Origin of the sequence: uncultured Algoriphagus sp. (genome assembly GCF_963974835.1) — a bacterium.
In the GTDB taxonomy this organism is placed as follows: domain Bacteria; phylum Bacteroidota; class Bacteroidia; order Cytophagales; family Cyclobacteriaceae; genus Algoriphagus.
On record NZ_CAXBET010000007.1, the window covers coordinates 215,965 to 230,639 of the forward strand.

Annotated in this window: 15 protein-coding genes; all 15 read left to right on the forward strand. The window is 34.0% G+C overall.

The window, feature by feature from the left end; genetic code table 11:
* Positions 1–146: 146 nt before the first annotated feature.
* Positions 147–1,172: a hypothetical protein gene (locus AACZ73_RS14950; RefSeq protein ID WP_339879054.1), complete on the forward strand. Its 1,026-nt coding sequence runs from the start codon at positions 147–149 to the stop codon at positions 1,170–1,172.
* Between the two features lie 405 nt (positions 1,173–1,577).
* A complete protein-coding gene (locus AACZ73_RS14955; protein WP_339879056.1) occupies positions 1,578–2,195 on the forward strand; it encodes an acetyltransferase in 618 nt (205 codons plus the stop codon).
* A 186-nt stretch (positions 2,196–2,381) separates the two neighbouring features.
* Entirely contained in the window at positions 2,382–3,098 is a 717-nt protein-coding gene (locus tag AACZ73_RS14960; protein WP_339879058.1) for an FkbM family methyltransferase, read from the forward strand.
* Positions 3,099–3,100: 2 nt separating this feature from the next.
* The gene (locus tag AACZ73_RS14965; protein ID WP_339879060.1) at positions 3,101–3,847 is read left to right on the forward strand and encodes an FkbM family methyltransferase; all 747 of its coding nucleotides are present in this window, start codon (positions 3,101–3,103) and stop codon (positions 3,845–3,847) included.
* Positions 3,819–4,586, forward strand: coding sequence for a glycosyltransferase (locus AACZ73_RS14970; protein ID WP_339879062.1), 768 nt, complete (start codon positions 3,819–3,821; stop codon positions 4,584–4,586). Before AACZ73_RS14965 ends, AACZ73_RS14970 begins: the two co-directional genes overlap by 29 nt.
* Complete coding sequence (locus AACZ73_RS14975) at positions 4,576–5,298, forward strand: hypothetical protein (protein ID WP_339879064.1); 723 nt, start codon at positions 4,576–4,578, stop codon at positions 5,296–5,298. Before AACZ73_RS14970 ends, AACZ73_RS14975 begins: the two co-directional genes overlap by 11 nt.
* Complete coding sequence (locus AACZ73_RS14980; protein ID WP_339879065.1) at positions 5,298–6,518, forward strand: ABC transporter ATP-binding protein; 1,221 nt, start codon at positions 5,298–5,300, stop codon at positions 6,516–6,518. Before AACZ73_RS14975 ends, AACZ73_RS14980 begins: the two co-directional genes overlap by 1 nt.
* Positions 6,500–7,267, forward strand: a complete 768-nt coding sequence (locus AACZ73_RS14985; RefSeq protein WP_339879066.1) for a methyltransferase domain-containing protein — start codon at positions 6,500–6,502, stop codon at positions 7,265–7,267. The genes AACZ73_RS14980 and AACZ73_RS14985 overlap by 19 nt, the downstream gene beginning before the upstream one ends.
* A gap of 2 nt (positions 7,268–7,269) precedes the next feature.
* Entirely contained in the window at positions 7,270–8,175 is a 906-nt protein-coding gene (locus AACZ73_RS14990; RefSeq protein WP_339879068.1) for a glycosyltransferase family 2 protein, read from the forward strand.
* Positions 8,172–9,080, forward strand: a complete 909-nt coding sequence (locus AACZ73_RS14995; protein ID WP_339879070.1) for a glycosyltransferase — start codon at positions 8,172–8,174, stop codon at positions 9,078–9,080. Before AACZ73_RS14990 ends, AACZ73_RS14995 begins: the two co-directional genes overlap by 4 nt.
* The gene (locus AACZ73_RS15000) at positions 9,077–10,228 is read left to right on the forward strand and encodes a glycosyltransferase (RefSeq protein WP_339879071.1); all 1,152 of its coding nucleotides are present in this window, start codon (positions 9,077–9,079) and stop codon (positions 10,226–10,228) included. The genes AACZ73_RS14995 and AACZ73_RS15000 overlap by 4 nt, the downstream gene beginning before the upstream one ends.
* A complete protein-coding gene (locus tag AACZ73_RS15005) occupies positions 10,225–11,112 on the forward strand; it encodes a glycosyltransferase (RefSeq protein ID WP_339879073.1) in 888 nt (295 codons plus the stop codon). The genes AACZ73_RS15000 and AACZ73_RS15005 overlap by 4 nt, the downstream gene beginning before the upstream one ends.
* Positions 11,105–12,217 (forward strand): glycosyltransferase, encoded by a 1,113-nt coding sequence (locus tag AACZ73_RS15010; RefSeq protein ID WP_339879075.1) that lies wholly within the window; start codon positions 11,105–11,107, stop codon positions 12,215–12,217. Before AACZ73_RS15005 ends, AACZ73_RS15010 begins: the two co-directional genes overlap by 8 nt.
* Entirely contained in the window at positions 12,214–13,311 is a 1,098-nt protein-coding gene (locus tag AACZ73_RS15015) for a glycosyltransferase family 4 protein (protein WP_339879076.1), read from the forward strand. Before AACZ73_RS15010 ends, AACZ73_RS15015 begins: the two co-directional genes overlap by 4 nt.
* A complete protein-coding gene (locus AACZ73_RS15020) occupies positions 13,308–14,612 on the forward strand; it encodes a glycosyltransferase family 4 protein (protein ID WP_339879077.1) in 1,305 nt (434 codons plus the stop codon). The genes AACZ73_RS15015 and AACZ73_RS15020 overlap by 4 nt, the downstream gene beginning before the upstream one ends.
* Positions 14,613–14,675 lie beyond the last annotated feature (63 nt).

A 14,675-nucleotide genomic window follows, 5' to 3' on the forward strand; every position in this document is an offset into this window, starting at 1 on the left:
TAGTAGGAGTACTAGGGAGAATTATTCAAAAGAATTAATGCTGAAAAACTCAACTATCTTCTATCTCTTCCGACAGATAGCGTAGTTTTAAGCGAAGCCAACATCTCGCATACTATAAATGAAAATTAATTCATCTATTTTCAATTTTGAAAAAGTTTTTAATTAATATATTAATATTCATTATTCCATTTGGAATACTTTGGGTCATCACCTATTTCACCTATTCAACTGATAAAGGAGACTTAATAAGAATAGGATATATACCAAATTTATTTCCTAATTACAGAGATAAATTTGAGAAGGAACTGTCCAGAGAAATTAAGTTTGAGAAGTTATCAAACAATCCAATTAAGAGAGAATATGATATACTTACGATCGGAGATTCATTTTCAGAGCAGGGTGCTGCTGGTTATCAAAACCTTTTAGCTTCTATGCATGGAAAATCAGTTTTGCATATAGATAATTCTTATCATAGCAATCCGTTTCAAGCATTAATAGCTTTGCAGAATGGGGATTTTTTTGAAGAGTTTAAAATAAAAAATGTTATTCTAGAGGTTGTGGAAAGACATTTTATTCAAAATTCTATGGAATTGAAAATAGATTCTTCAATGAATTATAACTCATTTCAACCCATTAAGTCAAAAAATGTGGAAGATGAGGAAGTAGATAAAGTCCTAAATCAACTTCTCAAATTTCCATATTTTACACTTTACAGGAAAATATTTCCGGATAAATTGATTTCATTGGTTTATGCCAGAGAGTTAAAAAATAATCCATTTTCACTCTCTGATAATACACTATATTTTTATCACCTGGACGTGGCTAATATAGCGCTCAATAATTCAATGGATGAATTGGAGAATATAAACAGTCTACTAAATGATTTAAATACTGACCTGGATAATAGTGGGACAAATTTAATTGTGTTTCCTGTGCCTGATAAATATCATTTTTATAAAGATGATTTAGAAAATACAGATGGATTTGATACCCCATTGTTATTCTCCAACTTTGCTAAGTTACAGAAAGAATATGCATATGTGGATTTGATGGATTCCAAAGACAAAGGTGAATTGGATATGCTTGATTTCTATTATTATGATGATTCCCATTGGTCTCCTGAGGGGGCCAAAGAGGTTACCCAGCAATTAGTGAGAGTGATTGATAATTAATTCGGTCAAATTAGCTTGAAAGTAGATAGCTATTTTAATCCTTTGCTGAGTCGATTTCTTACTTATGGTTGTTCTGGTACACTGGGTTATATTTCGAACGAATTTCAAAGCTTTAGAAAAGTTTGCTATGCCGTTTTCGTAGGTGGGGAATATAGATTTCTTGGGTTAATCGCGGCAGTTTCGTAGTGGATTAAGGATATGGAATGAACATGTCAACAGATCACGGTAGAGAGTCCTCAGCCTTTCCGTCATTGCAATCATCGAAGAAAACAGCCCGTCCCGAACTCGTTTGGGTTAAGCATTCCCTCATACATCAGCCCATCTTGAATCCTGTCCTTAGCCATTTAAACTACTAACAACTAGCAACAACCAACAACCAACAACCAACAACCAACAACCAACAAAATGATCATAGCAGGAGCTGGAGGACATGCGCTGGAACTATTGGATATTCTGATTTCACAGGGAAACACAGAAGACCTTCTATTTTTTGATGACAATAAACCGGATTCACTTTTCCAAGGTACTTTCCCCATCATCCGCAGCCAAGGAGAACTACAAAATGCCCTTCAGGAAGATTCCCGCTTCATTCTGGGTACAGGAAATCCAAAAATCCGCTTCCGCCTGTACGAAAGACTGATCAAGCTAGGAGGGAAGCTTACTTGCGTGACAGGGCAGGGAGTTCGGCAAAGTAACTATAGCACCATCACTGATGCGGATATATTCACAGGTTGCTTTATCGGACCAAACACACAATTGGGAAAAGGCTGCCTAATCAATACTGGCGCCCAGATCCATCATGAAGTACAAATCGGTGAATTCTCGGAAGTAAATCCAGGCGCTATCCTCTTAGGAGGAGTCAAGGTGGGCAGCTTTTCTTCTATAGGAGCGAATGCAACCATACTGCCGCTATTGTCTATAGGTAATAACGTAATAATAGGTGCCGGAGCTGTAGTAACCCGGGATGTGCCTGATGGGGTTAATGTGGTAGGAGTGCCTGGGAGGATAATCTCAAATATATAGTGCTATTTAACTCCATTACCTTTCTCGTTTTCTTACCAGTAGTTTTTCTATTGTACTGGTTTGTATTTCAGAAAAATTTAAAGTTTCAGAATGCATTTTTATTGGTGGCGAGCTATATTTTTTAACGTTGATCAAAATAGGGTGATTTTAATAGTAGAATTATTTTGTATGATTAATTAAGCAAGAATGTTTAAAATTTCAAATAGAATTATATCAAAAATTACAAAGTTTGGAGGTAAAAGATCTTTTTCTCAATGCGGTGAAGATCTTATAATTAATTATATTTTTTCCGCTAGAGGAATAAAGACCCCATTTTATTTTGATATTGGCGCCTATCATCCTGAGAAATTAAGTAACACAAATTTTTTCTATTTAAAAGGATCAATTGGGGTGAATATTGAACCAAATCCTGAGAACTTTAAATTATTTTTGAAAAAGAGAAAAAGAGATGTTAATATTAATATTGGAATTGGAGTTAATGATACCGTTCTTGAATACTATAATTTTCATGATTCAACTTTAAATACATTTTCAACTAATGAATACGAGAATTTTAATAAATTATATATAGACACTGGTTCAAATAAATACAAATTAAAAAGTAAAAGTTTGATTGAAGTGAAAGAGGTTAAGAAAGTAATTAAAGAATTAAATCTCACCAAAATAGATTTGTTGAGTATTGATGCAGAGGGATTAGATTATGAGATTTTAAAAAACTGGGATTTTTACTATTGTTTGCCAAAAATTGTTTGTGTAGAGTCAGTTGAATATTCTCATAATGGTACGGGAAAGAGAAGAAATGAATTAGTTAATTACTTGATAAAAAAAGGATATTTAGAGGTTGCCTTTACTGGTTTGAATTCAATTATGGTCGAAGCTTTATTTTATAATAAAGGTGCTTAAGCATGAAGATAAATCTTATAGCAGTTAAAAAAATACTTCATAAATTTTTTAAAAGACTAGGATATACTATTACAAATGATTCTGTATTTAAAGGGCAATCCTCGAGTTTCTTCGCTAGCCATAAATGGCTAATTGAACTAGATTTCCTGACTATTTTAGATATCGGTGCAAATAAGGGCCAGTTTGCTTCAAAATTTAGAATGCTTTTTCCAAATGCATTTATATACAGTTTTGAGCCTATACAGGAAATTTTTGAAATTTTAAATAATAGATTTTCCAAAGACTTAAAGTTTAAATCTTTTAATCTTGGCTTGGGTTTAGAATCAGGAGAATTTGATTTCTTTCAAAAAGATTTCTCCGATTCCTCTAGTCTGATGCGATCCAAGGATCTCCTCAAAGAAAACTTTCCTCAAACTCAAAATGAAAGTAAAATTAAAATTCAAGTAGAAAGTCTTGATAATATCTCCAATTGTATCAATCTGGAGTTACCTATGCTAATCAAAATTGATGTTCAAGGATTTGAAAAAATGGTGATTCTAGGAGGAAAGCAAACTATTAAAAAAGCATCAGTATTAATCGTTGAAGTCTCCTTTTATGAACTTTATGAGGATCAAGAGTATTTTGATTCTATTTATTCGCTACTATGTGATCTGGGATTTAAGTATATGGGAAATTACGATCAATTGTATTCTCCTAATGATGGGTCAATTCTGCAGGCAGATGCAATTTTTTTTAAAGAAAATGGCTGAAGGAATTGAACTTTCTATTGTTATACCAAATTTCAATTCAGGCATTTTATTGGATCATACTTTAAAGAGCATTTTTTCAAAGGAAACTTCGCTCTTATTTGAAGTTTTGATAATGGATAATTTATCAAGGGATAATCCACTAGTATATATAAATAAATATCCAAAGGATGCTATTAACTTTTTTTCCTCAGAGGATTCAGGAATCTATGATGCTATGAATAAAGGAATAGGGCTGGCAAGTGGGACTTGGCTTATGTTTTTGGGTGCAGGGGATAAATTACTACTTGATCAAATAAATATTGCGGTTCAAAGTGAAAATAGTGAATTTGATTTGGTTTATGGAAATGTAATTGTGTCTAAAAGTAATAAATTATATGATGGTTCTTTTAATTTAATGAAATTGTTATACAAAAACATATCTCATCAAGCTATTATCTATAAGTCATCTGTTTTTAATAAGATTGGCATGTATGATTTACATTATAAAATTTGGGCAGATTATTTAATGAATTTGGAAATTTTCTTTAATAAAAAAATGAATAAAAAATATCTTGAATTGGTATTTTGCACATTTCAAGGAGAAGGTATTTCAGATCAAAAAAAGGATTTTAGGTTTTCTAATCGCAAAAAATATATTTACTTAAAGTTATTAATGAAATACTTGAGCTGGAGTAATTTTTGTGTAGTTTGTGTTTATTTTTTTAATTTGTTTATAACTAAACTAAAAAGTGCTAAATAGTTCAATATTACTTTTAACTTCAACAATTTCTCCTCAGGATTGGCATTTTGTTGGAAGAAAAGGTATTGATGAAAGAGAAGAAGATTATTTTTTAGCATTATCTTTTTATAGTAAATTTAATTTGCCGATTGTTTTTATAGATAATTCAGGTCATTTCAGTAAACGAATAAATAGTGTTATTTCCAATATTTCGGAATCTGAGTATCTGACTTTTTTAAGTAATCATAGTAATAAAGGAAAAGGTCATGGCGAACTTGAAATTATAAAATATGCATTTGAAAATTCGAAGTTAATCAATAAATATGATAATATAATTAAAATTTCTGGAAGGTATATAATTTCAAACTTTATTCATTTCCTTTCTAATTTAACATTTAATAATAAAATACATTGTTGTAATTATTCTAGGAGATTTTCATGGGTAGATACTAGAATTATGATATTGGACCATTATTTTATTAATAATTATCTTTTCCCTACAATGGATAAATTTTTAGATGAACCTTCATCTATATTTTTTGAAAGAGTATATGCTAGATCAATTCATTTGTTTCAATATGATGGTGGGAAGATTTTACTTTGGCCTACATATCCCTTTTATAACGCAATTAACGGAGAAAATGGAAGATCTATTAAGTTTTCATTTTTCAAAAAAATCAAGTACCGTTTGTTCTACAATGTTAAAAAATTTGTTTTCAGCCAGACAATTTAATGAGTGTAATTAAAGTACAGAATGTTTCTAAGCGTTATAGGATTGGCCTTAAGGAGAAAAAGTCTGAAACCCTAGCTGGGCAGCTTGCTAACTTGATCAAATCTCCATGGAGCAATTTGAAAAGACTTCGTGAGATGAGTCGATTTGGCGCTGAAGACGAATCAATTTTCTGGGCATTATCAGATCTAGATTTCGAAGTAAAGCAGGGGGAAGTTCTGGGTATCATCGGAAAGAATGGAGCAGGAAAATCTACTTTGCTGAAAATATTATCACAGATTACTGATCCCACTTCCGGCAAAATAGAAATTCACGGTCGTGTCGCTTCTCTTTTGGAAGTTGGTACTGGTTTTCACCCAGAGTTATCTGGTCGTGAGAATATCTATATGAATGGAACCATTTTGGGGATGACACGAAGGGAAATCGATTCGAAACTTGATGAGATTATTGATTTTTCTGGAGTAGAGAAGTTTATTGATACACCTGTGAAGTTTTATTCCTCTGGAATGAAGGTTCGATTGGGTTTTTCTGTGGCTGCCCACTTGGAGCCTGAAATATTGATCATTGATGAAGTATTGGCAGTTGGAGATTTCGAGTTTCAGAAAAAATGCCTTGGTAAAATGGAAGATGTGAGTTTAAACCAAGGAAGAACCGTCCTCTTTGTATCACATCAAATGGATGCAATCAAGTCGTTGTGTAAGACAAGTTTAGTATTAGAGAAAGGAAAGATAAATTTCATTGGTGATATAGCAACAGGAATTAATATGTATGTTGGTTCATACAAGGTCAACCATTCTGTTAGTTTTTATTATGAAAATAATAAGCCAAGTATAACCAAAGTGGATTTTGATCCTACTTATTCTGGTTTAAGATTTTTAATAGAGTATAAGAGCCCTTTCTTTATTACAAAGCCTGTTGTTGGAATAGTCTTATTTAATCAAGAGGGTAGTCCCGTTTTCGGTTCTAATCCTAGATTTCATAAAAGTGATAGTCTTCCATTAAGTTCAAAGGAAGGGGTAGTTGAGGCGTTGGTCGATGGTCCAGAATTACATTCGGGTATATATAAAATTTCGATTTGGTTAGGTGATATCTCCGTTGACTTTGATGTGAAGCAACATGCATTAACATTCGAATACATTTCAGATAGTCAATATGTACAGAAGCCAAATCCATTAAAAATGGGATCCATAGACAAAGTTTTTAAATGGAATTATTTGAGATGAAGTCCAATAGTAGGTTAAAATATGAACATTCGGAATCTGTTCATAACACTCAAGCCTCAGAGATATTAGTTCCCTACATTTTATCATTACTAGATCCAAAATCGGTTTTAGATGTGGGATGTGGTATTGGTACTTGGTTGCATGTCTTTAGGAATTATGGAGTTAAGGATGTTTTTGGTATTGATGGAGGATATATAGATAAGAGTCTACTTTCAAAATATCTTCCCCCAGATTGTTTTCAAGATGTAGATCTAGAATGTTCATTTGATCTCGGAAGAAAGTTTGATATGGTACTATCCTTGGAGGTTGCTGAACATCTGTCTATTAATGCTGCAAGAGAATATGTTTCCAGTTTATGTCTACACGCGGATATAGTAGTTTTTTCCGCTGCCGTCCCAGGACAGGATGGACAAAACCATTTGAATGAACAGTGGCCAAAATATTGGATTGATATTTTTAATAGTCATGGATTTGAGGTTTTTGATCCATTTCGTAGAATTTTTTGGAATGACTCTCGTATTGATCCTTGGTATAGGCAAAATTTATTTTTGTTTTCAAGATTGAATCTGAATTTAGATAAACCTTTTATTTCCGATATTATTTTGCCAGATTATTGGGGGCAAAAAACCAAAAAACTTGCTAGATTAAAGGATAATTTGGAGAGAATACGCGATGGAAAAGTTGGTTTTTTCTTCTATTTAAAGGGACTTTTTAAAAGCTTGAAATATCTTGGTAGGAAAGTAAGGTAGAAGTGATTTCAGTCGTTATTTGTACATTTAATCGTTTCAATCTTTTGAAGAGTACATTAGATTCTCTTATCGATCAAACTAATAAAGACTTTGAATTAATTATAGTCGACAATAATTCAAAGGATGAAACTTCAACGGTGGCAGATCTGTATTCCTATTTTTTTGCAGAATTTAAATATATCGTCGAACTAAATGCTGGTCTTTCCTATGCTCGAAATAGAGGGGTTTTAGAGTCAACCTATGAATATGTGGCATTCATTGATGATGATGTTCTTTTACCATCGACATGGGCGGCGAACGTTTTGGAAGTCTCAGTTAATAAAAGTCCTGATATATTTGGAGGTCCAGTTTTTCCTTATTATCCAAAAGATAAACCAGATTGGTATAAGGATGAGTATATTTCCTTTTACTGTGGAAATATTCCTAGATATCTAAACGAGAATGAAACATTAATTGGATGCAATTTTGTTGTCAAGAAAGATGTTTTTGAGAGAATAGGATGGTTTAGAACTGACTTGGGAATGATAGAAAACACAATTTTATATTCCGAAGAGACAGAATTTCAGATGCGGTATAGAAAAATAAACAAAACCAGTTTTGTTTATTACTTTCCGAAAATTTCAATTTATCACTATGTTAGACCAGAGAAGATGACTATTATCTGGAACATTCGAGCTTTCATAGGTAAAGGTAAATCCAACTATTTAAAATCCGAAGCTGCAAAAACCTATAGACAATCTAATTTTCGATTTTTTGTTTTAATTAATGAATTAATCAAGATCTTTGTAATTGCCTTGTATGGTATTTTTTTTAGATCAAGAAAAGATTATCCAATTTTTAGTAATTTTTTGATGGAAAGATTAGCTGGGAATTTCAAAAAACTCGGATGGATTTTTGCTCAAATTTGAATGTTTCACCAAGGCCATTAGTTACGGTGGCTATCATCACTAGAAATAGGTCCGAGTCACTTAGAAAGACTTTAGAGGCTGTCTCAAAGCTGAGTTATTCGAACTTAGAAATTGTAGTCGTAGACAATGATTCTTCAGATAATACTAAAAGCGTTGTAAATGAGTTTGAATTTTGCTATTTATTTAGTGACAAGTCGAATGGTTTTGCAAAGACAAGACAGATAGCAGTGGATGCAGCATCTGGGGAATTTTTATTATGGTGTGATGATGATGTAATTCCAATTATTGGTTGGGTTGAGGCATACATAAATAGGTTTCAGAAAGATGATGAAATAGGTTTGATAGCGGGTAAAATTGTAAATCATGGTTTTCCAGAATACATGCGTTTTAAAGGCTTACAAATTATCACTTCAAATGGATTTTTAACTCGTGTTGATAATCCCGAAACTGCCACTATTTTTTCCAATCTTAACATGGGACAGCGTATGTCTGCTATGAAATCTATTGGTGGATATGATCCTTTTTTTCGAGGTGGTTATGAAGAAGTAGACTTGAATTTATCTTTTAGAGCAGAAAATTGGAAAGTGGTCTACGAAGAGAATGCTGTAGTTGATCATTATCATTGTTTTATTAGTTATAAAAAAGGTCGATTTTTCTTCGGTAGTCAATTAATGAGATTATACTTTTATTTCAAACATCGAAGTGTGATTAAGAATGAGGGGTTTATTCAAGCTGAATTGTCAGCTTTTGGTATTGATATTATGAAGAGCGTTAAAATATCACTTGCAGGAATTAAACGAAGAGATTTAGGGTATTTTTTTATAGGCTGTCTAGAGGTCTTTAATGCTATTACTTCCCGATTAGTTATACCTTGGATCATTTGGGAAACAAAAAAAACTAAATGAAAATAGCCTATGTTGCCCCCTACACTACTATACCGTCAAAGACGGCGAATAGTGTACATGTTATGAAAATGTGTGACTCATATGTCTCCTTAGATAATGTTGAAGTTTTTTTATTTGTTTCGAGAAATAAGACCTTATCTAAAAATCAGGATGTATTCAAACAATATGAACTAATACATGAATTTCCAATTATTGAAATACTAATCAGTAGATATAATTTCTTTCGTATTCTTCAGTTTTTTCTTTTTTTTCCAATTTTTCTGAAGTTGAAACAGGTCGATTATGTTCATACAAGAAATTTGTCTGTCGCTTTAGGTTGCGTACTATTTCGTATTCCGACGATTCTAGAATTACACGATTCCCCTGTGTCAAACAAGCGTGGATTTAATATTTTCAAAAAATGTATGAAATCTAAGTTCCTGGTGCGTCTTATTGTTATTACTGAAGCCCTTAAGAAACATTTAATAGATATTTTTCCCTCTTCATCAAATAAGTTATTGCATTTGCCAGATGGTGTTAGTGAAAAGAGTTTAAAAGTTAAAAATGTGACAAAGAACGATCGAGATAGTTTAGGTATAAAGTTCGATTTTTGTTGTGTTTATACAGGTCATTTATACAAAGGAAGAGGTATTGATTTGATAATAAATTTGGCGGAGTTAGCTCCTGATATTGGTTTTTACATTGTTGGCGGAAATGATGAGTCGGTAGCTTTCTATAGGAGAAAATGCGCCGAGATTTTTAATATCCATTTTGTGGGTTTCGTTAATCTAGAGTTAGTTCGTAAATATCAACTTGCTGGTGATATATTGTTAATGCCTTATGAAAATGAAGTTTTTGTTTCTGGATCAGCAGGTAATAGTACATCCCCTTTTGCATCTCCATTGAAAATGTTTGAATATATGGCTACTGGAAGAGTAATTATTTCGTCTCAATTGCCAGTGCTATATGAAGTTTTAAGAGAGGGTGAAAATGCAATAATGATCGAATATGATGATGTAAATGGATGGTTGACTGCTATTCGAAGACTTCAGAAGAATCCGGAAATTGGGGTATTTATTGGAGAAGCTGCAAAAAAAGATGTCGCATGCTTTACGTGGGAAAACCGTGTCAGAACTATTATAAAATATTTAAAGATCTCAAGTTCATGATTCGATTCGGTGGTTTTTTAATAACATATAATCGCTCTGAAACTGTATTGAACACGATTGAAAAAATCTTTAGTCAATCCCATCCTCCAGATTTTCTCTGGATCATCGATAATTCTGAAAATTTTGATACGGATTTCGCCATTTCCAGACTTCAAGATTCTCGAATCAAATATCTTCGCATGGGCTATAATGCTGGACCAGCTGGAGCGGCTGCCAAAGGGTTGGAATTATGCACTAAAGATGGAGCTGATTGGATTTATTGGGGAGATGATAATGACCCTCCATTCAGAACTGATTGTTTTGAAAAATTACTTAGTATTTCTGATGAGCACCCATTTTGCGGTGTATTAGGTGCTGTAGGACATTTTTTTGATAGAAAAAAAGGAGTGATCAAACGTATTCAAACTCGACTTTTAGAAAAAAAGGATTGGGTGGAAGTTGATAGTATCGCAGGAGGTATGTGCATGTTGGTTTCTAAAGAATTGGTAAACGCTGGGGTTTATCCGGATAAGGATCTATTTTTTGGTTTTGAAGAACTTGATTTTTGTTTGAAAGCAGCCAGAAAGGGCTTTTCACTAGTAGTGAACTGTGAGCTCTTTTTAGATGCAAGAAAGCAATCGGGACGATTGGAATTTGAGAGGCCTGCCTACCAGATTAAGAAAAATCTAAATCGTGAGTATTACAGTTTAAGGAACCTCTTGTATATATCAAATTCTTTAACATTGAATACGATGAGGAAGAAATTATTTGCCAAGTGGACTGCCAAAGCATTCTATGGCTATAGGTATGGTTTAAGATATGGATGGACTAATATGCGTTTAATAATTTTGGCCTTTTACCATTATGCGAGAGGTATAAAAGGCAAAACATTACCCATTGAATAAACCCACTATCTTATTTCTTATTGATGGACTGCAAACTGGGGGTGCAGAGCGGAGTCTGCTAGAATTATGTAAACGCTTTATTCAGTTGATTCCTACTGTAGGGGTATTATCTAACTCACTCGAACTCAAACCTGAATTTGATAAACATAATATTCCTGTTTTTTCCGTCCCTATACCCCGCAATTACAGATTCAGAAGAAATTCAGTACAATTAAGAATGTTAGTTGATACAGTTAAACCCGACATTATTCATTCTTTCTTATTTCATGCTGATATGACTCTGCGGTATTTAGAGTTTAGAGGGCCAAAAGTCACTGGATTAGTAAGTAATTCATATTCCCGAAGAAGGTTAACCCAAGTACCATTGAATGTGGCTTTTAAAGTTATTTTATTGAAATTTTGGGATAGATTCACTGCATCTAAAATTGATTTTTTTATTGCTAATTCGGAAGTAATAAGAGAAGCATACATCAAAGAGCTTTCCTATAAAAGTGGGAAAGTAGCAGTTATTTATAGAGGAAGAAAAATTGATGAGTTTAAGAAAAAAAACAAATCAAGTGAGTATAAATTTCAACTCAATATCATCTCAGTAGGTAGGTTGGTGCCATCTAAAGGCTTCATTGATTTATTGGAAGCCTTCTCTTTGTTTCAGAAAGAAAACAGGAAAGTTACACTCACGATCTGTGGGGAAGGCCCACAGAGGCAGGAACTGGAAAAGCTAATTCGAGACATGGAATTAAGTTCAACAGTGAAGCTTGTTGGCTCAGTTGATGATATTCCTGATCGACTTCGGAATTCAGATCTTTTTGTTTTCCCTACTTATTACGAAGGTTTACCTGGAAGTATAATAGAAGCTATGCTTTCAGGTATTCCTATTATTTGTTCAGATATCCCAGAGAACAAAGAATGTCTTAAAGATGGGATGTGTTTATTTCACAGAGTTGGAGATGCCCAAGATCTATTTGAGAAAATGAAGGAAGCCAATTTGCTTACGGATTGGGATATTCGCACAGAAAAAGCTTATCAGTATGCTAGTAAGCATTTCGATATCGATAAGATAGCAAACCAATACGAGGAAACCTATCTCAAGCTTTTAAATAGTTGAAAATCCTCCAACTGATCCAAAAACAACAGCTCAGAGGTGCAGAGATTTTTGCTGCGCAACTGTCTGAGGAATTATTCCTTATGGGGAATGAGGTACTTCTGGTGAGCATATTTGAGGGGAACCAAAAATTACCATTTTCTGGCAAACACGTTTGTATTAATGCTGAGGCTTCAAAAAGATTGTTCGATAGAAAATCCTGGAAAAAATTAGCCAATTTGATTGCAGAATTTCAGCCTGATATCGTACAAGCAAATGCTGGAGATACCCTAAAGTATGCTGCTTTTTCCCGCATATTTTTTGGTTGGAAAGCGAAGTTGGTTTTTAGAAATGCCAATCTTATTTCTGGTTTCATAACCAACCAATCCAAAAAAGTATTTAACCAGTTTCTACTTAGACAGGTAGCTGGTATTGCTTCTGTATCAGCTATCTGTGCGGATGACTTTATTCAGACATTTTCCTTCCCAGAGGATAAAGTATCTGTGCTTCCCATTGGAGTTTTAAAAGAAAAGCTTGTTTCCAGTCTTCCTAATGATATATCTGAATTGCTGGATGGTTCTGAATTTCTGATTCATGTTGGGAGCTTTGTTCCAGAGAAAAATCATAAGGACCTCTTTATCATTTTTGATCAAGTTCTTCTTGCCTATCCCAACCTGAAATTACTGTTATTAGGAGAGGGGCCATTAAAAGCTCAATATCAAAAGCAATTAGCAGATAGACCTGAGATTGTATTTCTAGGTTCACGATTGGATGTCGATTCTATCCTTCCCTTTGCAAAAGGATTGCTTTTACCATCCTTAATTGAGGGTTTACCTGGAGTGATCTTGGAAGCAATGAATAACAATGTGCCTGTGGTCAGCTATGGTGTAGGAGGGATTCCCGAACTTGTAATACCGGAAAAAACAGGTTGGCTAGTGCCAGTAGGAGAGAGTGAGAAGTTTGTAAATGCCGTAAGTCAGATTCTTTCAATGAATGATAAAACAAAATCGAGAGTGACAGAAAATGCGAAGAAAGTAGTACTTCAGCAGTATCAGATACCTATAATAGCGAAAAAATTCGAGTCATTTTATTCCAAAATACTCGCCAACTCAATTTGAAAATTTTATTCATTGATACTGAACCTATCAGGAGAGGAGCTCAGATTTTTATTTCTGAGCTTTCTTCGTTTTTGGATCCACTGGGACACCGAACTAAGATAGTTTACTTATATCAACTTAAGAATGATTCTGATGATTCAATTGCATTATCTCCAAACGTAACTTATTTACATGGAAAGAAGGATAGTACCTTTGAAAAAATGCCGGGAGTCGACCCTGTATTAATCAGGAAGCTACTTAAAGAGATCAATATATTTTCTCCTGATGTAATTGTGGCTAACGGTTCCAGAACTTTAAAATATTCTGCATCTGCCCGACATTTCTATAGGGGAGATGCACTATGGGTAGCTAGATGGATTGATGATGCTGAATTTTGGAACCCTGGGATTGCCTCTAAATTGATGTACAGTAAATTAATCTTGCCTCAGTTTGATGCTTGTATTGCAGTCAGCCAAGCCTCTCTGGATTCCATGATCCGCCATTATAATTTCAAAAAGCCTGGAATAGTAATTCACCGGGTATTCGACCGCGTCAAATTCAATAATGCTCCAACTAGAGAAGATGCCAGAAGGAAGTTAGGTTTGGACAATGCCGATGAAGTTTTGCTTTTTCTAGGCAATCTTTCACCTCAAAAGCGCCCAGATCGGTTTTTAGAGAGCATTCAAAAGCTTAACGAAACCCGCCCTCACTTAAAAGCTTTAATTGTGGGAGATGGACCATTAAGAAAGGAATTGGAGAAAGAAGTATTAAGTATCGAAAATCAAGAGTCAGGAGACAAGAATCAAGAGTGGGGAGACAAGAATCAAGAGGCAAGCAGTGAGGAATCTTCCGTCTTCTATCTTCCGTCTTCTGTCAACCCTCACCCCACACCTGTCGGCGAAGGAGGATTGAACATCGGTCATCGGTCATCGGTCATCGGACATCGGGCATCCAACATCTTTTTCTCAGGTTACCAAAAAGACGTCTCTCCATACCTTTCCGCAGCAGACATCCTGGTCCTCACTTCAGATACAGAGGGGCTTCCTGGAGTAGTACTTGAGGCAGCATATTTCGAAGTTCCCACAGTTGCGACTGAGGTGGGAGGGATCAAAGAATGTTTGATTGATGGAGAAACAGGCTACTTAATTCCAGACCGCTCTGTAGATGCTTTTTGCCAAAAAATAAACCTACTTTTTGATTATCCTCATCAAAGAATTCAGCTAGGCATAAACGCTAAAAAATTTACTTCTGAGCACTTCCAAATGGAAAAGGTTGCAAAGCAGTACTTAGACTTTTTTAGGCAGACTAATAATCACTATTAATTCACCATCTAATATCTTGGATTCCTGAAACAATGATGGACTTTATATTTTACTACCACTAAT

Excerpts from the sequence above, each read along its gene's own strand:
- AACZ73_RS14955 (WP_339879056.1), top strand. The coding sequence starts at position 1,578 with ATGATCATAGCAGGAGCTGGAGGACATGCGCTGGAACTATTGGATATT.
- AACZ73_RS14970 (WP_339879062.1), top strand. The coding sequence starts at position 3,819 with ATGCAATTTTTTTTAAAGAAAATGGCTGAAGGAATTGAACTTTCTATT.
- AACZ73_RS14965 (WP_339879060.1), top strand. The coding sequence starts at position 3,101 with ATGAAGATAAATCTTATAGCAGTTAAAAAAATACTTCATAAATTTTTT.
- AACZ73_RS14980 (WP_339879065.1), top strand. The coding sequence starts at position 5,298 with ATGAGTGTAATTAAAGTACAGAATGTTTCTAAGCGTTATAGGATTGGC.
- AACZ73_RS14960 (WP_339879058.1), top strand. The coding sequence starts at position 2,382 with ATGTTTAAAATTTCAAATAGAATTATATCAAAAATTACAAAGTTTGGA.
- AACZ73_RS15005 (WP_339879073.1), top strand. The coding sequence starts at position 10,225 with ATGATTCGATTCGGTGGTTTTTTAATAACATATAATCGCTCTGAAACT.
- AACZ73_RS15000 (WP_339879071.1), top strand. The coding sequence starts at position 9,077 with ATGAAAATAGCCTATGTTGCCCCCTACACTACTATACCGTCAAAGACG.
- AACZ73_RS14985 (WP_339879066.1), top strand. The coding sequence starts at position 6,500 with ATGGAATTATTTGAGATGAAGTCCAATAGTAGGTTAAAATATGAACAT.